The following is a 26103-nucleotide window of genomic DNA, read 5'->3' as shown; positions in this document are numbered from 1 at the left end:
TTATGTAACATTTGTTACAACGCATATCATTTGTTCCATACCCCTAGTGTAAGCCCTTATGTAAGCCTTGTCAAGTCGTAATATTCAAATATATCTGATAAAAGGGAGATTTTAGTAGAGTGAAGATTTAAAAGGTTGTTAATGGATCAAAGACAAACAAGAAAAAGCTGCACAGTAGGAGTGCAGCTCGACTCTTATCCTTCAACCAGCGCAGTTCCTGTTGCTTCATCCGTAATTAATACATGTATCAAGCCACCTTCTAATGCCGCTTTGATGGACTGAACTTTTTCTAAACCAGAAGCAACCCCAATGACTAGGGGAATGGCTTTCAATTTTTCCAGTTCAATAGCTATCACTCTTTCATTCCATGAATTGTCAACAGGCTTCCCAAACTTATTAATGAAGTTGTAGCAGATATCACCTACAATTTCGTGATCATTAGTAATCTGTTGATGGTCCGGACCCATGTAGGATTTTACCATGGTAGAGTCTTCAGGACGGCCACCAATACCGACCACTGCAATATTGGATTGTTCTGCTAGATTTAAAGTACAGCGGATAGAAGGCTGGCGAATCAATACTTCCTTCGCTTCCTTTGTATCAACCATTACCGGGACATGTAGGAATTCATACTTGGATTGAAGGGCACTTCCTACTTTGGAAACAATACTATTAGAGTGAATGTCCACCCGCTCGTTACCCATTCCACCTACTAATGGTACTACCGTTGCAGAAGGAAATGCCTGTACTGAGTTCATTGCCTTAGCAACTTCGTTTAAAGTCGTGCCTGAAGACATACCGATGATTTGACCATCTTTAATGACTCGCTGCAAATAATCACTAGTTGCTTCGCCTAATTGCTTTTTCGAAGACTCGCGTCCCACACTCTCAATACAAACTACTTCTCGTAAATTATACAAACGCTCCAATTTCCGTTCTAGATTTCTAAACTGATGAATTTTATCATCATGAATGATGATTTCAACAATCCCTTCCTCTCTTGCCTTTGTTAACACCTTTGAAACAAGAGAGCGGCTGATTCCTATCTTTTCTGCTATTTCCGACTGTGTTGCTCCTTCGTCATAATACATTTGTGCGACTTTAACTAGAATTCTTCTATCTTGAATGACCACAGTGATCCTCTTCTTTCATATCTTACTGCCCTTACAAAAACCTTAAATTTTAGTACATTCCAAAACTAGCAAAATAGGCAATTACAACGGATACAATACCTGTAACTAAGCGGCTGTATAATACGGCTGGGACTCCGTAACGGACTGTTTCCGGTTTCGCTTCTCCAAGGGATAAACCTACAGGAATGAAATCACAACCTACTTGACCGTTGATGGCAAAGAGTGCAGGTAATGCGTATTGCGGTGGAATATTCCCTAAGGCAATTTGTGTACCAATTAAGACCCCAATCACCTGCGCAATAACGGCCCCTGGTCCTAACACTGGAGATAAGAATGGCAGAGTACAGACGATAACGATTACTAGAAGTCCCCACAGAGAACCAGCGAGTGGCGTTAGTGCCTGGGCAATCCAATCACCGACACCAGTGTAGTTGATAATCCCCATTAACATACTAACGAAAGCCATGAACGGAAGAATATTTTTAATAAGGATATCCATTGTGTCACGGCCAGCCTGATAGAAAGTTCCGGTTACGTTACCGATTCCTTTCGAAAAACGCAGCAAGAGATTATCTTTTTGCTGGCTAGCTACTTCTTTTTTCAACTCTGTATAACTTTCTTTAAACTTCTCTTTATCTTTTGTATCGAATTTTGGCTCATCCGTTACTTCTTGTGCACCTGCGGATTGACTATAGCCTTCAGCAACCGCAACCTCCTTTGGTGTAACACCTGATACAAAGATATCATCCGTAATATATTTTGAAAGGGGACCTGAAGGAGAAGATGGAAGAACATCAACTGTCAAGATACGTTTCATTGGATAAACACCAATCCGAGCTGTCCCACCACAGTCAATAACCACACATACCATTTCGTCTTCTGGATAAGAGCCCTTAAATCCATCAACAGCCTCAGCACCAGTTAATTCTGCAATTCTAGCTGCAACTGGATGGATTCCGCCTCCTGTAATTGATACAACCTTATTCTTTTTGGAATTGGGTTCAATATAAAGACCCACACCCCATCCGCCTGATCCTTTTGATACGAACACTCCACGATAAGTCGTCATTTACAGTCTCCCCTTTCTACGCTAAATCCGCGCCCTCTTTTTTCGCTAGATATTTTGTAATTAATTCTGTCACGATACCACGAATTAATATAACCACCACACCGACGATAAAGTAACGAACAGCTAAGTCAGCTACTGGTAGCCCTAATTCCTGAATACCGTTTGCTATACCTAAGTATACGAATAGTTCACCTGCGTTAGCGTAAGGAAACAACCCTGTTACCGGATGAACGAAAGATACCGCTGAATCATAAAAAGCTGGTTTTTGCTTTTCAGGTAAGAAACGACCGAAAGTATAGGCCATCGGGTTGGTTAACATGAGAACTGAAAGGACTGGCATTAGTGTATATCGAAGGATTGTATATTTTGCAGCAAACTGAATGATTCTTGTTACTCTGTCTTCCCCGACGAACTTCATCATTGCATAAGTAAATGTTAATAGGACAACCAGCGTTGGAACAATTCCCGTTACTAATCCCATAAACGTTTCGCCACCAGCCTGAAACATCCCGATAAAATGTTCCCCTAACCATTTAATCCATTCCATTTGTTTGACCCCCTTTTTATACTCCCATTGAAACTTTGTTCTTAGATATAGTTAACAATGCATTTTCACTCGCTTGTAATAATGCCTTACGATAAGCAGGAAGTTTATTTTTCCCTTTTTCAGGAATCATATCATTCACATCACTAACAATTTCGCCCACATGTTTGCCCTTATAGTTATCTAACGGCTTGAACTTAGTTAGAACGGACATCCCCTTTAACATGTGACACTCATGTATGATGTAGTTGCTATCAACAACCAAAATGGCAATTGCTCCCGGCTTAAACTTTCCTCGTTCCATCCCTGAGAACATAAAATAACCGTCATCACCCTTGTAAACGCTAACAATTTTATCGATATTTTTCTTGTATTGCTTAATTTGAAAGAACGATAAAAGATACTGTACAATGAGAATCGTACAAAGTATGAAAGCAAGTTGCATAAAACCTCTCCTTTCCCCATTTCATAGATTAGAAGATTCCTAGTCCCCCTCTCTTTTAACAGCGCTTTCATTTTATTTTAATTCATGAACCAGGAACAAATGCTACAACTTATCACTTCAGAAGAATAAATTTTACATTTGTTACACGAGTTAACATTTGTTATATACTAAGAATATAAAAAGGCCTTATATTTGTCAATAATCTATTGAAAAAATTCTAATAATTCAGTGAGTTAGTTATATTAGTTTTTTGATTATATCGATTGGTAACTTCTATGTTTAAAAATAACCCCTTATTGTGATTAAAAGTAAGATGGTTGGAAATAAATACACTAAGACATTTTTTACCAAGGGGTAAATTGGATGAATAAAACTATTTTGATCTTAGATAATTACTACGAAGAGTACTTTATCCTAATAAAAAGACTGGAACAACTCAGGTTTAGAGTTCATACAAAAGACTTTCAAGAAGGACTTACGAATCTTGTTCAGATAAAACCTGATCTAATTTTTAGTAATTTTTCATTATTTCTACAGTATGAAAAAGATTTTAAACAATTAAGACTTAAACTCAATCTCCCTATAATCTTTGTTAACTCCCTTTCCAGTGAGGAAGCCATACTCCATGCCTTTGAAAAGGGGGCTACTGACTACATTACAGTTCCCTTTAGCCCAAGAGAAGTTGAAGCGAGAGTTAAAGCAATCTTTAGAAGAATTGAAATGACAAAATCAAAACTAACTCATGAAATTATTATAGGAGGCTTAGTTATAAAACCTGAACAATTTGAAATTGTTTTAAAGACAAATAAAGTTTATTTATCTAGAAGAGAGTTTCAAGTACTTATGCTGTTGATCGAAAGAAGAGTTATATCAAGAGAAGAAATGATAAGATATATTTGGGGATTTGATTATTATGGTGGTTTTAGAATCGTTGATATAAACATTAGTAATCTAAGGAAAAAAATTGAGAAAGATCCAAAAAAACCTCAATACATCACAACCATAAAAGGGTATGGATACCGTTTTAATGACTGTGTAATGTAAGTTCGATAGATAACAATCCAAATTAAGCCTCACACACATTTGTGAGAGGCTTAAAAAAACTGTATTTTCCATTTTTTCATTGACCTTTAGAGAACCAACTTCTGGCTTTTGTGTTATTGCCTTGTAATTGCAACCACTGATGGTCTTGGAATATCACCAAAAATCCACGTCCTGGTGTTTTTAACATATTTAGTCACTAAAAAGGCGAGTCCTTTCCCCCTCTTAAATAACTCTTAATTATTAAAACTTTCATTAGCTAAAGTCAATTCTCTCAATCTCAGAACGTCTGTGACAAGCTGAGGTTGACGGTTATATAGTTCCTTTGCTTTAAAAGCATGTACCTCATTAAATACTGTTTTCATTTGGTCGTATACCCATTGCTCTGTTCTATGTATTGGGGACCAACAGAGAATGTCCATTTTATTTAACTCATCTGTTACCATATGAATTCTCTCGTAACTTATGGATTCCATTTTTCGAAACCCATTTTTCTCATAAAATCGTACTCTTTTTTTGGAGTCAGGGTCTATTTGAGTTACAGGTTCAACCTCTAGAATAATAGCCTTTCCTTTATGTTTTAGCTCTTCAAGGATCTTGCTACCTTTTCCATTTCCACGTTTATTCTGAGTCACCAGAATATAATCTATGAAAATATATTCATTTTTTTCAAGATAAACTAGTACATGGCTTGGGCTTTCTTCTACTTGATAGATACCTCGCTTTTCGTGAAAAAGTATTTCAAAATGCTTTTTTGATTTCATTTCTTTTTCTGGAAAATAATCAGTCAATCTACTATACCATTCACTCATTGCCATACCCCTTTGCCCGAAATTTTGTATTAAAAACTGTCTCTGATTCCTCCCCTATTTTAGTTAATCAATGTAAATTTTTTAATTAGTTACTTTTAATTGTTTGTACTATTTGTGTAAATCCGAATTTTCAAATTATTTTTTTGCTAAAATGATACCGTTGTGATCTTGTCCATAATCAAAATAGGGAGAGTTATGCAGATGAAAGAGAACAAGGGTAGAGTAACAGCATTACTAGGATGGAGCCTTCACGCCATCGAAGCAATTGACAAAATGAATCGGCCATTTGTGGTGGTCGGTCCACCTGAATTTCAAAGCTTTGCTGATAGTCATGGTATCCAATTAGTACCATGGGTATTCGACCAGCTAGAAGAACGGTCGGATGAACTATATGAGATTTTAAAAGGTCTCCATACAAAAGTAGCTGTACCTATTTATGAGGAAACGGTTGAATGGGCAGGTGCCTTGAATGCAAAGTTCAGAAATAACCCGCGTATTTTCCATAAGTCCCTACTATTGAGAGATAAAGGATTGATGAAGCGAAAAGCACAAATGGCTGGAATCCGTGTAGGAGTATTTGCGGAAGCAGAAAACAAACATGACATCTACCGATTCATCGATAGAGTAAACGAAGCATTAATTAAACTCGATGGTGATCCTAACGACCCTATTCATGTAAAACCATTTAATAAAGCGGGAACAGTTGGGCATCGAATGATCCGGGACCGTAAAGAGATTGAAGAAATTTGTGATTCAGAATTCCCCCTTCTTATGGAAAGCCATCTCGATGGTCAGGAATTCTCGTGTGAGGCCTTTATCCATAACGGCAAGGTTAGATTCTTAAATATTACAGAATATGTCAAGCTTGGTCACTCCAACTTTGTACCGGCTTCCCCATCACTTGAAGAATGGCGGCCACAGATAAAAGAACAAATTGAAAAACTTGTTGAAGCTTTTGAAGTCGACTATGGTCTCATTCATCCTGAATATTTCATTGCACCAGATGGAACCTTAAATTTCGGTGAAGTGGCAGCACGTGTTCCCGGAGGTCATATTTTTGAATTGATTGAAAAGGCATATGGCTTCAGTGCGTTTCAAGCGCAGATTCTATGCAGTGACCCAGATACAACCGAAAAAGAACTAGAGGCCTTTTTCCCTGAGGAAGTCACTTCTTCAAAGAGTTATGCAGGCAGCTTAATGGTTTATCCAAATGTAAAACGTATTGAAAAACTCAATATTCCTGAGGAACTCAAAAACCATCCTTATTTTGAAAGGCATGATATGTTCATTCCTGTAACCTCGAAAGTGGCTGATAGAGTGGGCTTTGGAAATCATTATGGAACCATTTTCTTTTCAGGGGATGACAGTGAGGTCATGAGGACGCTCATGAAAAAATATGAAAAATATGATTTTTATCTTTAGGAGGGCCTTGCAAGGATGACGAACCTAACGAAGAGAAAAAGATTAAATAAGCTAACAACTGTCTTAAAAAACAGATTCGAATCGGCCCTTAAGAGACTTGAGGAAGCAAAGCCTTTCGCGAAAAGCATGTACCAAACAGACGTCTTTCAATTGGCGGTTGAACTAGCCCGCTCAGATGACGGTATGTCCGTCCTCTATGCAAATGCGTATCAGTTTGACCAAGCGGGTGTTTTTTATGGCGGTCCATGGGAGGACCCAGGGAAAATGCAGCCCTCCCTCGTTGGTGGTTCTCTTAAGCTTAAAGGCGTCCAATCGATTATCGAATTGTTAAGTGAGATGAGGATGCTTTCCATCGCGAAGGGCGAATACATACACGAGGCCATTTCAGCGGAAGAAGCAGAAATATTTTTAAATGAAATTCTCGCACTTAATCTGGACCTTTTATTCCCGCCGGAAACGGAAGAAAACCGAATTCACTTAGATGAGCATACGGTCCGAGCACAACATTTATTTCAATTCCTTGGTAAAGAACTGTCGTTTAAGGCAATCGCTGATAAAATCGCCCAAGAAATCGATCGTCTCACCGTTCAGCGACCTATTTTGACCGGGCGGGTTTTAAAGATGATCTCGATGTTTGAACCAATCATTGAAAGTATAAAAGAAGAACATACGGCTGAAGCTCTACGAAAGTTCTCACGTGCTGCCAATGCACCAACACCTCTTAGCAAAGAAGCGGAAAATCAACGTGAGTACAGATTAAGATTAGCAGAAGCGTATACGGATGAACTGGAAGCTGAGGCTAAGATTTTTGCCGGATCAATGAAAGATACAGGCCTTGTGTCGCCCTATCATGCGGTACTGTTACGATTCCTTAACCGAAAACATCCTGAATTCATTCCAGGTGCGCTTGATTTATCAGAAACAGGGACAGCTAGCTTTAACTCCAATAGAACTCTTATTTACGATATCATTCAGCTTTCTATTTTTCCTGAAACGCGGCAAGCCATATATGGATTAGCGAGTGTGCTTGATCGCGGGGTCCTTTCACAGGATCATGTACCACCTGCCATTCGACGCCTTTTTGAGCTCCCGATTCATTCTCAGGTGAAACAAATCCTTTCAAAGCCTGAATATGAACAAGGTGGCATTAGCATAAATGGTGTGCTTATTGCTGGAGTAATTAGTGTACTCGGTCAACCCCTCGGTGTTGGTCAGGGTCTTAATCCAACTTGCCAGTCAGCAAGAGCGATCTCTCTCTGGTCTCAGCATGGAATCGGACAGCTCTTGGAATATATTGCTCGTGCGGCACGTGATCATGACATTGACATGACCTTCGAAGGTGAGGCAATCCACTCAAGCCTACTGACAGGCGGAGTCGCAGAAGAAATTCATCAGGATTTAGATCCAGTATCCATTGTTCTTGTACCGCACCTGGATAAAATTTATAACGAAATGATGAAACGGACACTCCTTCGTGGAGAGGATGGTCACAAATGGGTCAATCCTGAATTTTACGGAGAATGGATCCCGAAAGGATTTATTAATGTCATTGATCCAATCTCTTTAAGAGTCACTAACTATTCCACCTTCATCAGACTGTTTAATGCGACCCATCATCCGGACTATAACGAGGGCTACGAGCTCATCTATCCAAATCCAGTTGGAATTTTTATAACGAATGTCCATGGTACCCTATTAGGATTGCACGCAGTCTCCATTCAAAGGATCAAGAAAGACCAGAATGGTGAATACAGAATATATTTCTACAATCCGAACAATGATAGCGGACAAAATTGGGGGCAAGGCATTGAACCAAGTGTATCAGGTTTCGGTGAATGGGAAGGTGAATCCTCCCTGCCCTTCCATCAGTTTTTATCAAGAATGTACGCATTTCATTATAACCCCTATGAACAGGGGGATATCTTCATGGTGGAAGACAGCTTAGTTGAAGAAGTAGAAACCTTGGCAAGGCACAGTTGGGGTAAAAGTTATTCGTGGGAATAAAAATAAATGGTCATCTCGGGGAGAATTGTTATGAATGTATCAATCATAGGAACGACTGGCTATGGCGGCGGTGAGCTTTTTCGTATATTACATCATCATCCTGTATTCAGGATACAATCCGTGCATACGACAAGGGAAGAAATTCTATTATATGAAGAGTTTCCACATTTATATGGAATGACAAGCTTAAGACTTACACATATCGACCCCGAAGAAATAGCTAAACATTCAGATATTGTATTTATAGCTGCTCCATCAGGAGTATCTAGTAAACTTGTTCCATCTTTCTTAAAGACAGGTGTTCAAATTATCGACTTATCTGGTGACCTACGTCTTAGAGATGCTTCTTTGTATAAGAAATGGTATAAGCACGAGCCAGTTGAAAGTGATATTTTAGAAACCTCGATATATGGGTTAAGTGAGTGGAATAAAGAAAAAATAATTGATTCTAGATTAATCGCTAATCCTGGTTGTTACCCCACAGCAACTCTATTGGGTCTTGCACCAGTAATTAAAGAAAAACTTATTGACCCGAATTTTATTATTATTGATGCAAAATCAGGTGTTTCCGGAGCTGGAAGATCTGTATCTAAAAACCTTCTATTCTCAGAGATTAATGAAAATTTCAAAATATATAAAGTAAACGAACATCAGCATATTCCTGAAATTCAACAGCAGCTGAACCTTTGGGATAAAGATATATCACCTATTACTTTTAATACACATTTGCTTCCAATCACAAGAGGAATTTTGGCAACCATCTACGTCAAACTCAAAGCATCTATGAGTATTGAACAACTTATTCATTTATATAAAGATCAGTATTCACACAATCCGTTTGTCCGGATTAGACCACAAGGATCTTTCCCTGCTGTTAAGGAAGTATCCGGCTCAAATTATTGTGATATCGGGTTACATCTTGATGAGCGAACTGGAAGGTTAACGATTGTTTCTGTCATTGATAACCTTATGAAGGGTGCAGCTGGTCAAGCCGTTCAAAATGCCAATGTAATGAATGGATTAAATGAGAAAACGGGATTAGAATTTATTCCCATGTACCCTTAAGGAGGATTTGGAATGCAGGTAAAGTTTATGGATAAAATTGTTGAAATTGAAAATGGGAATATATTATCACCACAAGGATTTCGAACAACTGGAGTTCATGCTGGCCTCCGCCATTCAAAAAAGGACTTAGGGGTCATTCTTAGTGACATTCCAGCTTCATCTGCAGCCGTTTATACCACAAACCAATTCCAAGCAGCACCTTTAAAAGTGACTCAACAAAGCATTTTGTGTGAGGGGCTTTTACAGGCGGTAGTGGTTAACAGTGCGTGTGCCAATGCATGCACGGGAGAAAGAGGATACAAGGATGCACTAGAAATGCGTTCCTTAACATCTAGGAAATTCAACGTAAAGGACAATTATGTCGCCGTCGCCTCGACTGGAGTGATCGGTGAATATTTAAATATGGATAAAATTTCATCTGGTATTGAGTTATTATCACCTGGAAATTCAGACAGTGATGCGGTTGATTTTCAAACGGCTATTTTGACCACTGATATTGTGATGAAGAGCTGTGGTTTTTCAGCTATCATCAATGACAAAATCATCACGATTGGTGGAGCAGCAAAAGGCTCAGGAATGATTCATCCAAACATGGCTACCATGCTAGGCTTCTTAACAACGGATGCAGTCATCTCTTCTGAGAATCTGTCCGTTGCATTAAGAAGTGTAACTAACCATACATTTAATCAAATTACCGTTGATGGTGACACCTCAACGAACGATATGGTACTTGTGATGGCCAATGGCTTGGCAGGTAATCGTCCTTTATCTCCTCTGCATCCGGAATGGGAGACATTTATTGAACTTTTAACAAAGGCTTGTGAAAAGTTAGCAAAGCAAATTGCAATGGATGGAGAGGGAGCTACCAAACTAGTTGAAGTTGAGGTATTAGGAGCAATTAAAGATGAGGAAGCAAGATTTATTGCAAAGCAAATTATCGGTTCAAATTTAGTAAAAACCGCCATCTTTGGTGCAGATGCTAACTGGGGACGAATCATCGGGGCGGTCGGCCAAACAAATGCTGCCATCAATCCTGATACAGTTGATATTTCTATAGGCACTATTAAAATGCTTGAAAAAAGTGTACCTTGTACATTCTCCGAGGATGAGGCACGTAATTATTTAAATCAGCCATATATTAAGATTTTAGTTGATCTCCATGTAGGTAATGGAGTAGGGAAAGCATGGGGCTGTGACCTATCTTATGAGTATGTCAAAATTAATGCCAGTTATCGTTCGTAAGGTTGGTGAAAAGATGAAATATATTGTGATCAAATGTGGTGGCAGCGTATTAGACGAGTTATCAACCTCTTTTTTTACCAGTCTATCTGAATTGAAAAAGCAAGGCTACAAACTAGTTTTTGTACATGGTGGCGGACCCGATATTAATGACATGCTTGAATTATGTAATATTACACCCCAATTTGTGAATGGACTTCGTAAAACGGATGAGCAATCCCTACTGATTGCTGAAATGATACTATCAGGGCAAACAAACAGAAAACTAGTAGCGCTGCTTCAACAACACCATTTTTCTGCCATCGGTATTAATGGAAGTGATGCATATTGCTTACAAGCCGATTACTTAAACCGTGAAGAGCTCGGTTTTGTTGGAGAAATAAAAAAGGTAAATTTAGAATACGTAGAGCTTGTCGTTAACGGAAATTACATTCCGGTTATTACACCAATAGGGATTACTCAAAACGGTGAAAAACTGAATATAAATGCTGATTATGTATCAGCAGAGATAGCTAAAGCTCTTTCTGCTGAGCAGTGCTTATTTGTTACAAATGTTGATGGAGTATTCATTAATGGCTCCCTTACTAGTAAGCTATCTAAGCAAGAGATTGACTCCTTCATTGCAAATGGTGAAATTAATGGCGGAATGATTCCGAAAGTTACCTCAGCACTAAATGCTTTGGAAAGAGGCGTTAAAAGTGTCATGATTGTTTCTGGTAAAAAGCCATTTTTTGAAAGTGGAAAATGGAACGGTACGAGAATTTATCATAAGGAGCCGATCACAAATTGAGCCACTTATTTCAAACCTATGCACGATGGGACATTGAACCTGTAACAGCCTCAGGAAGTACGATTACAGATAAGAATGGTAAAAGGTATCTTGACTTTACTTCAGGAATCGGAGTGTGTAACCTGGGACACCGCCCAAAACAGGTGCATGATGCGGTAAGAAAGCAACTTAATCAATTTTGGCATGTTTCGAACCTATTTCAGAGTGGAAACCAAGAGACTGCTGCAAAAATGCTTGCAAAAGCTGCGAGGCTAGACAGAGTTTTCTTTTCCAATAGCGGTGCAGAAGCCAACGAAGCTGCGATAAAGTTAGCACGTAAAGCAACAGGAAAATCTAAATTTATTACCTTTAAAAATTCTTTTCATGGTCGCACCTTTGCTACAATGTCAGCAACCGGGCAGGAGAAAATAAAGAATGGTTTCGGTCCTATGCTTGAAACGTTTAAACATGTTTCATACAACGATCTTGAAGCTGTAGAAATGGCAATTGACAATGATGTTGCTGCTGTTATGATTGAAACCGTCCAGGGTGAAGGTGGAATTCATGTAGGTAGTAAGGACTTCTTACAAGGTATTCAAGATCTTTGTAACCAGCATGATATACTTTTCATCATAGATGAGATACAAACGGGTATCGGCCGAACAGGACTCCCTTTTGCGTTTCAACATTTTGATTTAAATCCCGATCTTGTTACTTCGGCTAAAGGATTAGGCAGTGGATTTCCTATCGGCGCGGTTATTGGGAAAGAAAAACTCACACCATATTTTGGCCTAGGAAGTCACGGATCAACCTTCGGAGGGAATCCAATCTCGATAGCCGCCGGTATTGAAACCATGAACACCATTTTCAAAAAGGAATTTTTAGATGAGGTTTCTGATAAAAGTGAATTCCTCTTTCAGCAACTAAATAGTCTAAAACAGTATAGGGTTGTCCAAGATATAAGAGGGATAGGATTGATGGCCGGAATCGAATGTAAGATTCCAGTATCCTCACTGATACCTCAACTACAAAATATAGGACTTATTGTATTACCAGCAGGAGAACGAGTCATAAGACTATTGCCTCCACTAACCGTCTCATTTGAAGAATTAAAAATCGGAGTAAATATAATAAAAGAGATGCTAGAAAAAGCATGTATGTCCACGGGAATGCAAGAGATTGGTTAGGAATTTTTAACCAAAAAAATCAAAGGACCAACTATTTTTTTGTGGTCCTTTTTTTCACTATCTTAAAAAACTTCTTAGCAATAGTTTTTTTGAATAGGTAACTATACGATAGTTTTCCAATAACATATGGTAAAGGCAATATGCAGGAAAGGGATTGGATAAATGGGACTTTTTCTATTTACATCTGAGGATTCATTTCAAAAGGCCTTGAACCAATTAATCAAAACACCATTTTTAATAAAGAATTTATTTCAAGAGGCTTTTTTTGAAGAAGCAGCATTACTTCTGAAAGAACCTAATGGATTGGCAAAGATTTATAAATATGCCCATCTCTTTGACCAGGCAGGGGTTTTTCAGGGGAAGCCATGGGAGAATGTCCGAAAACTCAATCCTGTACTTGTTAGAGGCACTTTACATGTGGGTGGCAATATGGCAGCAGCAGAGACATTGAGTAACCTTCGAATTCTCGCTATTTCTAAAGGCCATTACATTCACCCAGACATGTCGGCATTGGAAGCAACTGAGTTTTTGACGAAGGTTTTAGCTTTGAATTTGGATTTGTTATTAATGAAAGAAACGGAAGAAAATCGTGTCACTCATTTATACAAAGACAAACAAGCATCGGAGATTTTATCGTTTATTTCGGACCACTGTTTTTCACCATTTGTTTTTCAAAGCGTGTATCAGGAAATCCATAATCTAGCTGTACAGAGACCGATTGTAACCAACAAAATCCTTAAATTAATTTCCACTGCCAAAAAGTTAGTTAGTAGTATGGATGAGAAAGATTCAAACTTGATGCGTTACGTGAATGCGGTGTATTCCCCATCTGATATCGCCTCTAGAGCAACCGTTGAAAATTATGAAAATAAACTGCATGAAAGTAATGATTTATTACTCATTCGGGAAGCACTTCAGCTAAATGCATCCGTAAGATCTACCGGACTTGTTTCACCATTCCATGCAATTTTTTTACAGTATATCAATAAAGATAAGCCCAAACTAATTACTAATTTACTTGTAGTGAACGATGCAGCTGGCAAGAACTTAAGGTTGAATCTTCCTTTTGTTTCTTCCCTAATTGAATTTGCCATCACGATCAAAACCAGAAGAAGTATATATGGTTTCATACGTCTGTTGGAGCGCGATATTTTTTCAAAAGAATTCGTTGAAGAGTTTAAACAGCTTTTAGTCGTTCCCCTACATCAACACATTAAAGACAGACTTTCAAGCGTTTATCACATGAGTGATGAAGCAGGACTTCGAGCTCTACTAGTCTCAGAAATGGTGAACGTTTTAGGGCAGCCACTTGGGATAGGTCAAGGCTTTAACCCTACTTGTCAATCAACTAGAGCTCTCTCCTATTGGTCACAGAAGGAACCTGTCCTACTTCTTAAAATGTTTAATGATTTTGTTGAAAATGGGAAAATCACTATTGATTTTGAGGGAAGTTCTCTTTCTTCTGACCTCCTTCCGCATGTGTTACTAGAGGATGAGGACAATATAGATACGATATCATTACTCTTAATTCCTCACCTCAATTCAATTTATGGAGAAATGTTAGAGACTGCCAAAGGACGTGGGCTAGATCCGCATAAATGGATCAATCCCTCTTTTCATTTGAAAGGAATTTGGACCGAATTTTCAGATGCCTTCAGTGATTTTGAATTTAAAGCGAAGTTCCATAGATATTATCACCCTTCTGTAAATATATATATTAATAAAGGGCTCCCACAGCCAGCTGGTATTACGATATACAACCATTCTGGTCAAGCGCTTGGGGCCCATGCTGTTCTTATTCAGAGAGTAGCCCCTGACCCACTTGGCTGTATGAGAGTTTATTTTTACAACCCAAATAACGACAGCCTGCAAGAATGGGGAAATTCCATTCGAACGAGTGTGTGGGGTAACGGTGAGCAGGAGGGCGAGTCGTCCCTTCCTTTTGACGATTTCCTATACTGCTTATATGCGTTCCATTTTCCAAAACAGGATTGATATCTTTATTTAGAGGTGAAACCAATGAATATTCACAAGCAATCAACTCAAACTTTTATGAACGGGAAAATTTTCACCTCTAATCCGGAACAGCCAGATGCAAACACCATGATTGTACAGAATGGGAGAATTGTTTGGATCGGTGAACAATCTAATTTAGAAATTATTGAAGGAGAATGTATAGACCTTAAAGGTCAGAGGGTACTACCTGGCATTATTGATGCCCATTTACACCCATTATGGCTTGCTACCGCAACAACCCAAATTGCTTGCACCCCACCGCTTATTCACTCAATAAGCTTTTTAATTGAACAAATTAAGAAAATAAGTCGCACCATTGAAAAAGGAAAATGGATTGAAGGCTGGGGTTATGATGAAGCAAAATTCGCTGAAGGAAGGGAGCCTTCACGCTGGGATTTAGATAAAGCTACAAGTGAGATTCCTATTTTCATCACGCGAACCTGTACCCATATTGCTGTAGTAAATAGTAAAGCGTTAGAATTAGCAGGAATCACGAAAGACACACCAGATCCTCCAGACGGAAAGATTGATCGAGATTCGAATGGTGAACCAACAGGAATATTACGTGAAAATGCGAAGGATCTGGTCCAATCATTGATTCCGTCAAAATCCCTTGAGGAAAACGCAGACTTATTAGCAGGGTTAAGTACAAAATTACTTGCACATGGTATTACTGCGATTACAGATCTTATGAGCCGAACAAAACCGATAGATTATTTTAAAATGTATGATGAAGCTAGAAAAAAAGGACTGAAACAGCGGACGGTTCTATACTATCTGTGGGAAGATTTGAAGGAAAAACCCATTATACCGTTAGAAAAAATGAATAAAGAAGATCAGATTCATATCGGCGGAATCAAATTATTCTCTGACGGAAGTATTTCTGGAAAAACAGCTTGGGTTAATCCCCCCTTTTTAGGTGAGGAAGGTAATTATGGTATTCAAATGACTACTAAGGAAGAGTTATTAGCTGCAGCACAAGCAGCCGAAAAAAATCAGATTCAATTAGTTGTTCATGCGATGGGTGAACAAGCAATCGACTTAATTATTGATACATTTTATCGAAAAAATGGATGGCTAACTACCGGCCCTTCCATTAGGATTGAGCATGCAGCTATGCCTACCCAGCGGGCGATTCAACGTGCTGCTGATGCCGGTATTGCCGTTGTTACCCAACTCATTTTTGTGTTTGCAGAAATCGAGAGCTATCATAATAACCTCGGTCCAGAGCGGACAAAGCAAACCTATCCTATTCAATCCATGCTGCAATCTGGGATACAAGTTGCTATCTCTTCTGACGCACCGGCAACTGCCTGGGCTGATCCAGTTAATCCATTTGTTGGAATCATGTCCGCTGTTACACGTCTTGCACACAATGGTTTGGATACTGGAAAATCACAAAGAATCGATTTAAGAACTGCTATTATGCTTTACACAAAAGCCGCGCAAGAAATTACACAGATACCGCATATCGGACAGCTTACTGTCGGGAATCACGCAGACTTTATTATTCTTGAAGAAGATATATTTGAAATGCGTATGGAAAAGATTCATACCGTTAAAGTGAAACAAACTTATATGGGTGGGAAATTAGTTTTTCAAGGATAATGTAGGTTTTTTCTAAAAGATTTTAAAAAACTGTAGAGGGACTTGTATTTCTTCGAGTTTGTCTACAGCCTGTACCCTTGCGACAGCAAGAAAGCATAACATACCTTGTTTGCATAAGAAACCCTTCAATCCAAGGGTTTCTTTACACTACAAGCATGACATTTTAAATCATATAGATAAAAGGTGTTTCTGTTCCATTAGAAGAGAATGTTATCTTCTTCTCTTCAAGTAATTTTTCTATTGATACATAACCTATTTCCTTTTTATATTTTGTATCCCAGCCAGCTCTATAGGCAGTGTCTCTTACTGAGCCTTTCATTGCAACAAAATATAATTCTATATTGCTTTGTTGTTTTAGTTGGTCTTTGAACTCTTCAAGGGATTTACATGCAGATGTATCCATATCATTAACACCTGAAAAATCTAATATTACCAAATTCACCTTTGACCTTTGGAATAGTAAATGTCCTATTTTCTCTTCAAGGTAAAATACATTCGCAAAATGTAGGGAAGAATCTATTCTTAAAAAAATTACATCGTCAAGTGTCTTAGCCTGAGGAAATCTTTTTAAATCCCGAAACGTTTTTTCCCTTTCAAGATATCCAATTTCTATAATACTTGATTTAAACATTCTACTTAATAATTGGTAGAAACTAAAAGTAGCACCAATTAAGATTCCCCATTGAATCCCTACAAGAAGGGTAGCTAGAAATGTAACTAACCAACTCCAACCATCGACGGGTTTAATTTTAATTAATTTTTTAAATTGTTTTAAATCAATTAGCTTATAAACCGCAACCATAATGATTGCAGCTAATACTGCGTTAGGTAGGTAATAAAAATAAGATGTAAAAATTAGCAGTGTAATCAGGATCAGCATTCCTGTAAAAATGGAAACCATTTGAGTAGCCCCACCACTTTGGTGGTTGACAGCACTTCTAGAAAAGCTTCCATTTATCGGTAATATTTGAAAAAAAGAACCAAAGATATTCGCTAGCCCTAAAGCTTTTAATTCCCGGTTAGGATTTATTTTATACTTTTCTTTATCAGCAATAGATTTACCTATTGCAAGAGATTCCATAAATCCAAGTAACGCGATAGTTAGTGCAGGTAGAATAATTTGTTTAACAGCTGCTAATGTAATAGTAGGAAAAAGAAGTGACGGAAAACCACTTGGAACCATTCCAACAATCTTGACCCCTTCTTTATTTAAACCAAAAGAATAAATAATAACTATAGAAAGAAGTATCAGTAATAACGCTGCCGGAACTCGTGGACTTACTTTTTTTAGTAAGACTAAAAAAGCAATGCTAGTTACCCCAATTAATAAAGTAACCCCATGTATACCGCCTATTTTATTTATCACATCGTAAATTAATAGATGAACTTGAAAATAATTCCCTAATTCAATACCTAACAAATGCTTTAATTGACTCAATGCAATGATAATGGCAGCTGCTGACGTGTAACCTCCTAGTACAGAGGGGGAAATAAATCTAACAATAAAGCCTAATTTTAAAACACCAAATAAAAATTGAAAAATACCTACCATTAATGCTAATAAAATAACTAATGTAACATATTCAGTTGTTCCTGGTTGCCCAACCGCAGAGATACCAGAAAACACTAATAACGATGTGATGGCGGTTGGGCCAACTGAAAGATGTCGGGAAGAGGCAAAAAGCGCATATATGAGTAATGGAAGTGTCGAGGCATATAGCCCCATAACAGGTGGGAGACCTGCCAGCATGGCATAGGCCATTCCTTGAGGAACAAGCATGACAAAAAGTGTAAACCCAGCCAAAAGGTCGTTCATCATTAAATTACGATTGTAAGGTTCCTGCAAATTTATTGGGTTAAATTTTTTAAATACCATTTCCACCTTTCCTTCTTTTATCATTTTTTCAAAAACAAAAAAATTAAAGAAAAGAATTCCCTTCCAATGGAGAGTTGTTTATTTATATTTCAATCTTATACATACACTTGATTTAATACTAAATCAGTTCTCTATATGACTCAATAGCTTTTATATACCAGCCAACGTTCTACTTCTTCGAACATCATTCAAAAGAATAAATTAACTTTTATTGTTCAACAAATTCCCTCTGGTACATAGAGGTCAGGATTTCGAGTGTACTACCACCAAATACGAAAAGAAAACCCTTGCGAAATAACAAGCAAGGGTTTTTCCTATTTTCTTCTGAGTTGTATTTTAGCCAAATTTAATTTGGTAGTTGTTATTCAACAACATAATATTCAGTAGTTCCATCAAGTTCAGGAATCTGCTTATTTGTTATGAGCAAACAATCTTGAATATCAAACGCCTTACATAATGTGTTTTTATTAAACTTTGAACTGTCCGCTAGTACATAGCATTTATTTGAGTTCATTTTGACAATACTTTTCTTACTAGCTTCTCGAAAGTCTGGAGTATTTACCCCCACATTTAAACCAAAACCACTAGCACCAAGAAAAGATTTATCAAAGTTTAAATTTCTTAAAGAAGAGTCTGTTAGAGGTCCTGAAATAGAATCCAAATTTCTATTAACCTCTCCTCCTACAATTGTAATGTTTTCTATATGAGTTCCATTTATCTCACTCAACACCTGGATATTGGAAGTAACTACTCTAATCCCTTTTGATACAATGTATTTTACAATCGCTGAGCATGTTGTTCCTGAATCAATGTATATCACATCATCGTCTTCTACTAAAGAAGCAGCAAATTTTGCAATTCTTTCTTTACTTTCTTTATTTAGTAATTTCTTTGTGCCTACAGGAATTTCATGAGAATCCAGCTTTAATTTAACTGCTCCACCTCGTAAAAGGACAATAAAATTTTCATCCTCCAGAATTTTCAAATCCCTACGAATGGTAGATTCAGAGACCCCATCAAAAATTTTCAACAGATCTTCAATATAAAGGATTTGTTTATTTTCTAATTCATCCATTATTTTTTCTCTTCTGACATAAGGGATCATGATTTAATACCTCGATACATATTTAGTAAATTTCGTTAAGTTTCATAGTTGAACAAAAGATTGACCTTCATAATTTATCACACATATTCGTTTAACTCTAATAGTGTTGGCATTGCATCTTGAGCGCCAATTTTGGTAACCGTTCTTGAACTAACTATTGAAGCCAATTCTCCTATTTTTTCAATTTGCCACTCATTCGTAAGTCCGTAAGCTAATGCCCCAGTATAAGAATCTCCTGCTCCTGTTGTTTCGACTACATCTACTGTTCTGCAAGGAATGTGAATGGTCTTCTTTCCATCATATAAAATACTGCCTTTTTCACCAAGAGTTATAATTAACAGATTATTAGTATATTGATAAAGCTTTTCACAAACCTTTTCAGCCTCTCTTAACGATGAAACTCTCTCTCCAGCATAAAAACTAGCTTCCGTTTCGTTAACCACTAGACAATCCACCAGTTTTAAACAATCAACATCTATTTCACTTGCAGGAGCAGCATTTAATATCACATAGCAATTATACTCTTTCACCTTTTTAATGGTATATTCCACTACTTCTTTAGGAATTTCTAATTGCAATATAACGATTTTGCTTTTCTTAAATAAGCCTTCCGCCTGATCGATATCTTCAATCGTCAGACTGTAATTAGCACCTTTTGCTATGGTAGCAACCACACTTCCATCTGAAATTGCGTTCACAATACCAAGTCCAGTGTTTGTATCAGCCTTTGAAACATAGTCCGTATTCAAGCCATACTTTTTCATAGATGCAATTAATTCAGAGCCAAATTGATCATTGCCAACCTTACCTACCATATAACTTTCCAGTCCTAGCTTGGCACACTGTACTGCTTGATTGGCTCCTTTCCCGCCTCCACAGAAAGTTACACTATCTGCTGTAAAAGTCTCACCAATTTCCGGAAGTCGTTTTTGCTTAAGGATAATGTCATAATTGATACTACCGACTATTGTAACCGCATTCTTTTCCATGGCTATTTACCTACCTCGATAGTTTTGGTATTACTTCTACCAACCCTCATACCTTTTAGTTTCCCTTGAATTACTTCAAAATAAGCTGCTACTACAATTATAGCTCCGGTTGCAATATATTGCCAAAAACTATCTACACCTACAACAACTAATCCTACTTTTAGAGTTGATAATAAAATGGCTCCAAGTAATGTACCGATCATATTCCCTCTTCCACCAGCCAGGCTAGCTCCACCAATCGCAGCTGCCGCTATCGCATTTAATTCATAAGTTTGACCTGCTGCTGGCTCTCCTGACCCTAAGCGTGCTAACAAAACCATACCAGCTAAAGCAGCACCTGCTCCAGAAATGGCATAAGCAAGCATTTTACTTTTGTTAACATTTACTCCTGATAAGAGAGTAGCTTCTTCATTACCTCCAATTGCATATATATATGTCCCAAGTTTGGTATACTTTAAGATGATATGTCCAACAGCAGCAAATGCAAGAAGTACCAGAATTGACACAGGAAATGCTCCAAAAATATCTGAGTTAAAGATTGATCTGAAATTTTCAGGTATATCTAGAACTGGCCAGCCTCCAGTTATAACATAAGCAATCCCTCTGTATGCACTCATTGTTCCTAAAGTAGCAATGAATGGCTGAAGATTTAGCTTTGTAATTAATAGACCATTAAATACACCTAAAACAAAACCTATTCCCACTCCACAAATAATAGCTAAGACAGGATTTAAACCACTTACAAGTAAATCACCTACAACTACAATTACAATTGCAAAGATGGATCCTACAGAAAGGTCGATTCCACCTGTTATGATTGCATAAGTAATACCTAAAGCTAATAATCCATTAATAACACTTTGGTCCATAATATCAAGTAAATTACTTCCACTTAAATAGACTGGCTCAATAATGGAAAATACAATAACCATAATAAAGATCGCTGCTACTAGGCTGAGTTCCCTACTATATTCCTTAGTTTTTAACATCTTTGTTTACCCCCATAGCATATTGAAGGATATCTTCCTCAGTTAGATTTTGATTTTCAAATTCTTTCACTTTTTTTCCCTCGCGCATGACAATGATCCGATCACTTAGACCTAACACTTCAGGCAACTCGGAGGAAACGACGATTATAGATTTTCCCTTTTCAAGTAATTCTTCTAGGACTCTATAAATCTCTGCTTTCGCTCCAACGTCGACTCCTTTTGTCGGCTCATCTAAAATCAAAATCTCTGCATCGGAAGAAAGCCATTTAGAAATCACTACTTTTTGCTGATTTCCTCCGCTCAAATTAGTGGTCATATAATGAGGGTTACTAGGTTTTAAGTTGATTTCATCGATATAATAATTACAGTTCTCCGTTTTCTTTCTATGATTCACGAAGCCATACTTAGAGAATTTCTCCATTTTAGTAAGACCTACATTGTTTGCATTATTAAAAAATTTGATAAATCCTTGTGTTTTTCTATTTTCTGGAATGAGTCCAATCCCCTTTTGAACACCTTGGCTAGGATTTTTTATATTCACAGGAACTCCCTTTATTTTAATAGTGCCACCTGACTTTTCCTCTGCACCAAAAATCGTTCTAACTACATCAGTCCTCTTGGAGCCAACTAAACCTGCAAAGCCTAAAATTTCACCTTTATGAAGGTGGAAATTAATATTTTCAAATACTCCATTCACACATAGGTTTTCTATTTCCAATACCTTTTCATCAGTCTTTGGAGACGGTTTGGTTCTTACCGCATAAGCTGAAACATCCCTGCCTACCATTTTTTTTATTAATTGCTCTCTTGTAACATCCTTTAATTGAAACGTATCTATATGTCTGCCATCACGAAGGACTGTCGCGCTATCACAAATCTCGAAGACTTCATCTAGTCGGTGACTAACGTATAAAATAGTTATTCCATTTTCTCTTAGGTCGTTAATAATAGAAAAAAGTGTTTGTACTTCTTGATTTGTTAGCGAAGCTGATGGCTCATCAAATGATATGAGTTTCGCGTTATGATACAATCCTTTAGCGATGGCTACCATTTGCATTTCTCCTGTACTTAGCGTACTCGCTAAATCTTCGCTTTTAAAGTTACACTTCATTTTAGTGAGGATCTTATTCGCATCATGATGAAGCTTTTTGTAGTCAATAAACATTCCTTTTCTTGGTTCATGACCTAAAGTAATATTTTGACCTACAGTTAAATCAGGAATTAGACTAACTTCTTGATGAATTTTTACAATTCCATCCTGAATGGCTTCATTAGCATTTTTATACGACACTGTTCTTCCTTGAATTTCTACCGTTCCTACATATTCATTGTTGACTCCATGAAGTGTATTCAACAATGTTGATTTTCCTGCTCCATTCTCTCCTAAAAGAGCATGTATCTCTCCTTTTTTAATATCAAAACTCACCCCATCCAGGGCCTTTACTCCAGGAAAAACTTTTGAAATATTCTGAAACCTAACAATACTCTCTGTTTGCTTTTCCATTTTGATTCCCCTTTTTCATACCTATAGTCGAACCCAATTCATTCGACTATAGGTATAAACTAGTATATTGTTACTCTGCTATTGTTGGGTCTTCCCAATTAATAATCTCTTCAGCAGGTGTATCTACATTCGTTTCATCAATTAATGCCTGTGGAGTCCAAATAACTCTAGGAACTTCCTGTCCACCCATTTGACGAATGATCATTTCAACTGCTATTTGCCCTTTATATTTTGGGAAAGAATCGATAGTGGCATCCAACTCACCTTTACGAATAGAGTCATAGGCTTCACCAATTCCATCTACTCCGACTACTAATATATCTTTTCCTGATTCATTTACCGCCTCTTGCACACCTAAAGCCATTGTGTCATTATTTGCAAAAATAGCAGCTAGATCTCCATGCTTTTTAATCCATGTTTCAGCAATATCCTTTGCCTTTGCGCGATCCCAATCCGCATTTTGTTTTTCAGCGATATCAATATTTGGAGCATTGTCCTTCATCCAATTCTCAAATCCTAACGTCCGTTGTCTAGCAGCGAAAGCTTTTGGCATTCCTACTATAATCGCAACCTTTCCTTCTCCATTTAATTTTTCTGAGATCCATTCTGCAGCTGATTCCCCGTTTAAATCTGCTTTTGGTCCGACAAAATTAGGAGCCTCCTTGATAATTCCATCATTAACGTTTATTACTGGGATATCCTTTTCGAGGGCACTTTCAACCCCAGGAACGAGATTGCTATCTGAAATCGGAGAAAGTAACAAAGCACTATACTTTTTGTTGATCATATCTTTTACAATGGCAAGCTGTCCTTCTTCATCCGCTTCACCTTGTGGGGATTTAACATCAATGGTAAGGTTCATCCCTTTATCACTAAACTTTTGAGCCCCTGTTTCCATTCCTTCTTTCAATGTTCTCCAATATTCATTTTCAAACGCTTTTGCTACAGCACCTAATTTTATATCTTCAGTTAATTTAGGTACTTCTCCTAAGCTTGATCTTACCTCTTCATAAGTTTGACCATCAGCATTATCTGGGTTAAAAGCCCCTGTTTCTTTATCGGGAGATGCACTTCCACTACTGCTATTGCTACTACATGCTGTCAATCCTAAAGAAATTGCTAAAACACCCGTTACGAATAAATTTTTCTTTGACCTTTTCATTTTTTTTGCCCCCTAGAATTTATTAGTAATCGCTTTCAATTCTTGTGAAAAAAAATTGTGTTTAGTAGGTTAGTAATTATTTATTTACTTTTATTTCAAACATTGAAAAGAACATGTTATTTACTGAGATTGCGTCATTTTTCTCAATTGTTTTTTCAATTTCTTCTAATCCAAGCTGATCTATTAAGTTACTAATAATATGAATCGCTTTTACATTTTGTCTAATTTCCGCAAGTGGTTCCTCTCTAATCGGAAATGTATCAAAATAGATAGCTCCATCATAGTTATACTTTTTCAAATAATACATGAATTCTAGTGTCTGCATTAATGATACTGTCCCAACCATTAGACCATCATCGTGAGTTCCGTATCCATCATTAATATGAACACCGAATAATTTCCCTTTATCTGCTGCAAGACTTAATCCATATGCAGGATTTTCTCGTTTCATAAGCATATGACAGTAATCGACTGTAACTCCAACATTTTCACGATTAATTTCATTTACCATTAGCAACGTTAGTCCAATACTATCAATTAATGCATATGATCTTTCTTGGTATGGTTTATATTCAATACTGATTTGTAAGTCTGGTGCATAATCAGCAAGTTTTGTTACATATTCCCTAACTTGACTCCAGGCTTTTTGATAATCAACTTGAAATGGATAGTCAAATCCGTCAAAGCCTAACCATAAAGTTAAAACTTTCCCACCTAATACTCTACAGGTATCTGCAGCCTCTTTACACAAAGTAAACGCGTCTTCAGCAATCAGCTTATTGTTGTTTCCAAATTCACCATTTATAAAATGATTTCTAAACCTTAAAGCTAATCCATTTGTACTCATGTTTAAATCTTTTAGCGTTTTATTGATTTCATCTACAGAGTAATTTGAAAAATGTTCTGGATAATTTAAATCAACACATGTAATTCCATCAATCTCTGAAACTTTTTCTAATGCTTTGATAATATCTCCATCGACCTTGGGCATAATTGAATTTATCCTCGTAGCTAATTTCATTGTGAGCCTCCAATTTTTTGTTGAATCTTCTTGTAACTGATTTCTTGAATTAAATTTAACACCATAATAAAGCGATTTCAATAACTTTTTTCATATTTTTTCATCTTTTTTAACTTTATTTCATATTTTTTAATATTTTTTCACATTAGATATACACAGTTTTTACCTATCAACACATAGAATACATATAATTCCCCTCTGCTTTTACCAGAAAAAACAACTAAAAAGAGGTCTTAGCTTAAACAGCCAAGACCTCTTACGACATGCCTTTCATTAGTAGTAAGGAAAAAATATTAAGCTCCAACAGAGGATAATTATTTGATGAAATGAACAGGATAAGGGGAGAAAATACCATTTATCAAAAGAGTCTATGGCCTCCATCATATTGAAAGATCAACAATAGCATAAAAAAGGAGAGACTAGGTTGGTTCTTATCTTTTTCATTTTAGTCGCAATCTCTCTTTTCATTTTAATTATAAAAAGCGGTGTGCATCCTGTTGAAATTGCACTATGTTGGATGATTAATGCAATGATCAATGAATTATTTATCCTAGTAACCGTTGCTAACCTAAAAGTAATTAATATATCAGAAGAGCTTACATCTGCCTTAACAATTATAGTAGGGATGACATTTTTAATTCCCATGTTAACTCTTTTCTCCGTAATATATTTTCTAAAGATTCGATCCATTTTAGGGAAAACAGTTATTTTTATTCTTTCGCTTTTTGCTCACAGTACTATTCCCTATGTATTTGAAAGGTTCAGATTAGTAAATATCAGCCATCTGTCATTGAGTTTTACATATAGTTACTGGGGAGTTGCTTTGATTGTAAATATAATCTTACTCATGGGATATAGAAAAGTATTAACGAGAGCAGGAGTAATGTATGAAAGTTTTAACTCTTCCAAAAAACTTTGATGAGAATGAGATCTTCGTATTATTAATTATGGGCGGATTAATTCTTATTTTTATCTACTTACCAAATCGCTTTCCCCTACATTTACTCATTCTTTTATTATTAATAAATTCTTGCATCGGACGTACTGTAGATACTAGTATCGCTATTGAACCTTTCGATATCTATAACAGTTTTGATGACAAT

Annotated in this window: 22 protein-coding genes; 10 read left to right on the top strand and 12 right to left on the bottom strand. The window is 37.0% G+C overall.

The annotated features are described in order from the left end of the window. Positions 1 to 194: 194 nt before the first annotated feature. The 4 genes from ACQ5H4_RS18580 to ACQ5H4_RS18565 are packed head-to-tail and all read right to left on the bottom strand — an operon-like array spanning position 195 to position 3191. Positions 195 to 1133 (bottom strand): sugar-binding transcriptional regulator, encoded by a 939-nt coding sequence (locus tag ACQ5H4_RS18580; protein ID WP_430776487.1) that lies wholly within the window; start codon positions 1131 to 1133, stop codon positions 195 to 197. Positions 1134 to 1182: 49 nt separating this feature from the next. After that, positions 1183 to 2202: a PTS glucitol/sorbitol transporter subunit IIB gene (gene srlE, locus ACQ5H4_RS18575; protein WP_430776486.1), complete on the bottom strand. Its 1020-nt coding sequence runs from the start codon at positions 2200 to 2202 to the stop codon at positions 1183 to 1185. 16 nt (positions 2203 to 2218) lie between these two features. Continuing rightward, complete coding sequence (gene srlA / locus ACQ5H4_RS18570) at positions 2219 to 2749, bottom strand: PTS glucitol/sorbitol transporter subunit IIC (protein ID WP_430776485.1); 531 nt, start codon at positions 2747 to 2749, stop codon at positions 2219 to 2221. A 16-nt stretch (positions 2750 to 2765) separates the two neighbouring features. Further along, complete coding sequence (locus ACQ5H4_RS18565) at positions 2766 to 3191, bottom strand: transcriptional regulator GutM (RefSeq protein WP_430776484.1); 426 nt, start codon at positions 3189 to 3191, stop codon at positions 2766 to 2768. Positions 3192 to 3554: 363 nt separating this feature from the next. Between ACQ5H4_RS18565 and ACQ5H4_RS18560 the strand changes: the two genes are divergently transcribed. Beyond that, positions 3555 to 4235, top strand: a complete 681-nt coding sequence (locus tag ACQ5H4_RS18560) for a winged helix-turn-helix domain-containing protein (RefSeq protein ID WP_430776483.1) — start codon at positions 3555 to 3557, stop codon at positions 4233 to 4235. 233 nt (positions 4236 to 4468) lie between these two features. Here the strand turns inward: ACQ5H4_RS18560 and ACQ5H4_RS18555 are convergent, their stop codons facing one another. Continuing rightward, positions 4469 to 5044 (bottom strand): GNAT family N-acetyltransferase, encoded by a 576-nt coding sequence (locus ACQ5H4_RS18555; RefSeq protein WP_430776482.1) that lies wholly within the window; start codon positions 5042 to 5044, stop codon positions 4469 to 4471. Positions 5045 to 5245: 201 nt separating this feature from the next. Between ACQ5H4_RS18555 and ACQ5H4_RS18550 the strand changes: the two genes are divergently transcribed. The 8 genes from ACQ5H4_RS18550 to ACQ5H4_RS18515 all read left to right on the top strand — a co-directional run bounded on the left by ACQ5H4_RS18550 (position 5246) and on the right by ACQ5H4_RS18515 (position 16354). Continuing rightward, positions 5246 to 6466 carry an ATP-grasp domain-containing protein gene (locus ACQ5H4_RS18550; RefSeq protein WP_430776481.1) on the top strand — a complete coding sequence of 407 codons (1221 nt, stop codon included), beginning with the start codon at positions 5246 to 5248 and terminating at the stop codon, positions 6464 to 6466. A gap of 15 nt (positions 6467 to 6481) precedes the next feature. Next, positions 6482 to 8470: a hypothetical protein gene (locus ACQ5H4_RS18545; protein ID WP_430776480.1), complete on the top strand. Its 1989-nt coding sequence runs from the start codon at positions 6482 to 6484 to the stop codon at positions 8468 to 8470. Between the two features lie 30 nt (positions 8471 to 8500). Next, entirely contained in the window at positions 8501 to 9535 is a 1035-nt protein-coding gene (gene argC, locus ACQ5H4_RS18540; RefSeq protein WP_430776479.1) for an N-acetyl-gamma-glutamyl-phosphate reductase, read from the top strand. A 12-nt stretch (positions 9536 to 9547) separates the two neighbouring features. Then, positions 9548 to 10777: a bifunctional glutamate N-acetyltransferase/amino-acid acetyltransferase ArgJ gene (gene argJ / locus ACQ5H4_RS18535; RefSeq protein ID WP_430776478.1), complete on the top strand. Its 1230-nt coding sequence runs from the start codon at positions 9548 to 9550 to the stop codon at positions 10775 to 10777. After that, positions 10740 to 11564 (top strand): acetylglutamate kinase, encoded by an 825-nt coding sequence (gene argB / locus ACQ5H4_RS18530; protein ID WP_430776477.1) that lies wholly within the window; start codon positions 10740 to 10742, stop codon positions 11562 to 11564. Before argJ ends, argB begins: the two co-directional genes overlap by 38 nt. Then, positions 11561 to 12730 carry an acetylornithine transaminase gene (gene argD, locus ACQ5H4_RS18525; protein ID WP_430776476.1) on the top strand — a complete coding sequence of 390 codons (1170 nt, stop codon included), beginning with the start codon at positions 11561 to 11563 and terminating at the stop codon, positions 12728 to 12730. The genes argB and argD overlap by 4 nt, the downstream gene beginning before the upstream one ends. Positions 12731 to 12892: 162 nt before the next feature. Continuing rightward, positions 12893 to 14725 carry a hypothetical protein gene (locus tag ACQ5H4_RS18520; RefSeq protein WP_430776475.1) on the top strand — a complete coding sequence of 611 codons (1833 nt, stop codon included), beginning with the start codon at positions 12893 to 12895 and terminating at the stop codon, positions 14723 to 14725. Positions 14726 to 14749: 24 nt separating this feature from the next. After that, positions 14750 to 16354: an amidohydrolase gene (locus ACQ5H4_RS18515; protein ID WP_430776474.1), complete on the top strand. Its 1605-nt coding sequence runs from the start codon at positions 14750 to 14752 to the stop codon at positions 16352 to 16354. Between the two features lie 163 nt (positions 16355 to 16517). Here the strand turns inward: ACQ5H4_RS18515 and ACQ5H4_RS18510 are convergent, their stop codons facing one another. The 7 genes from ACQ5H4_RS18510 to ACQ5H4_RS18480 all read right to left on the bottom strand — a co-directional run bounded on the left by ACQ5H4_RS18510 (position 16518) and on the right by ACQ5H4_RS18480 (position 24970). After that, positions 16518 to 18230: a SulP family inorganic anion transporter gene (locus ACQ5H4_RS18510; protein WP_430776473.1), complete on the bottom strand. Its 1713-nt coding sequence runs from the start codon at positions 18228 to 18230 to the stop codon at positions 16518 to 16520. 361 nt (positions 18231 to 18591) lie between these two features. Beyond that, positions 18592 to 19335, bottom strand: a complete 744-nt coding sequence (locus ACQ5H4_RS18505; RefSeq protein ID WP_430776472.1) for a DeoR/GlpR family DNA-binding transcription regulator — start codon at positions 19333 to 19335, stop codon at positions 18592 to 18594. A gap of 77 nt (positions 19336 to 19412) precedes the next feature. Next, positions 19413 to 20324: a ribokinase gene (locus ACQ5H4_RS18500; protein WP_430776471.1), complete on the bottom strand. Its 912-nt coding sequence runs from the start codon at positions 20322 to 20324 to the stop codon at positions 19413 to 19415. A gap of 2 nt (positions 20325 to 20326) precedes the next feature. Continuing rightward, a complete protein-coding gene (locus tag ACQ5H4_RS18495) occupies positions 20327 to 21313 on the bottom strand; it encodes an ABC transporter permease (protein WP_430776470.1) in 987 nt (328 codons plus the stop codon). After that, positions 21300 to 22817, bottom strand: a complete 1518-nt coding sequence (locus tag ACQ5H4_RS18490) for a sugar ABC transporter ATP-binding protein (RefSeq protein WP_430776469.1) — start codon at positions 22815 to 22817, stop codon at positions 21300 to 21302. Before ACQ5H4_RS18490 ends, ACQ5H4_RS18495 begins: the two co-directional genes overlap by 14 nt. A 70-nt stretch (positions 22818 to 22887) precedes the next feature. Beyond that, positions 22888 to 23979: a sugar ABC transporter substrate-binding protein gene (locus tag ACQ5H4_RS18485; protein WP_430776468.1), complete on the bottom strand. Its 1092-nt coding sequence runs from the start codon at positions 23977 to 23979 to the stop codon at positions 22888 to 22890. Between the two features lie 76 nt (positions 23980 to 24055). Then, entirely contained in the window at positions 24056 to 24970 is a 915-nt protein-coding gene (locus tag ACQ5H4_RS18480) for a sugar phosphate isomerase/epimerase family protein (protein WP_430776467.1), read from the bottom strand. A gap of 454 nt (positions 24971 to 25424) precedes the next feature. Between ACQ5H4_RS18480 and ACQ5H4_RS18475 the strand changes: the two genes are divergently transcribed. Next, on the top strand, positions 25425 to 25919 hold the full coding sequence (locus tag ACQ5H4_RS18475; RefSeq protein ID WP_430776466.1) for a hypothetical protein: 495 nt from the start codon (positions 25425 to 25427) through the stop codon (positions 25917 to 25919). Positions 25920 to 26103 lie beyond the last annotated feature (184 nt).

Origin of the sequence: Bacillus coreaensis (genome assembly GCF_050586445.1) — a bacterium.
In the GTDB taxonomy this organism is placed as follows: domain Bacteria; phylum Bacillota; class Bacilli; order Bacillales; family Cytobacillaceae; genus Robertmurraya_A; species Robertmurraya_A coreaensis.
Note: the sequence above shows the minus strand (reverse complement) of the source record. Positions and strands in the feature narration are given on the sequence as shown.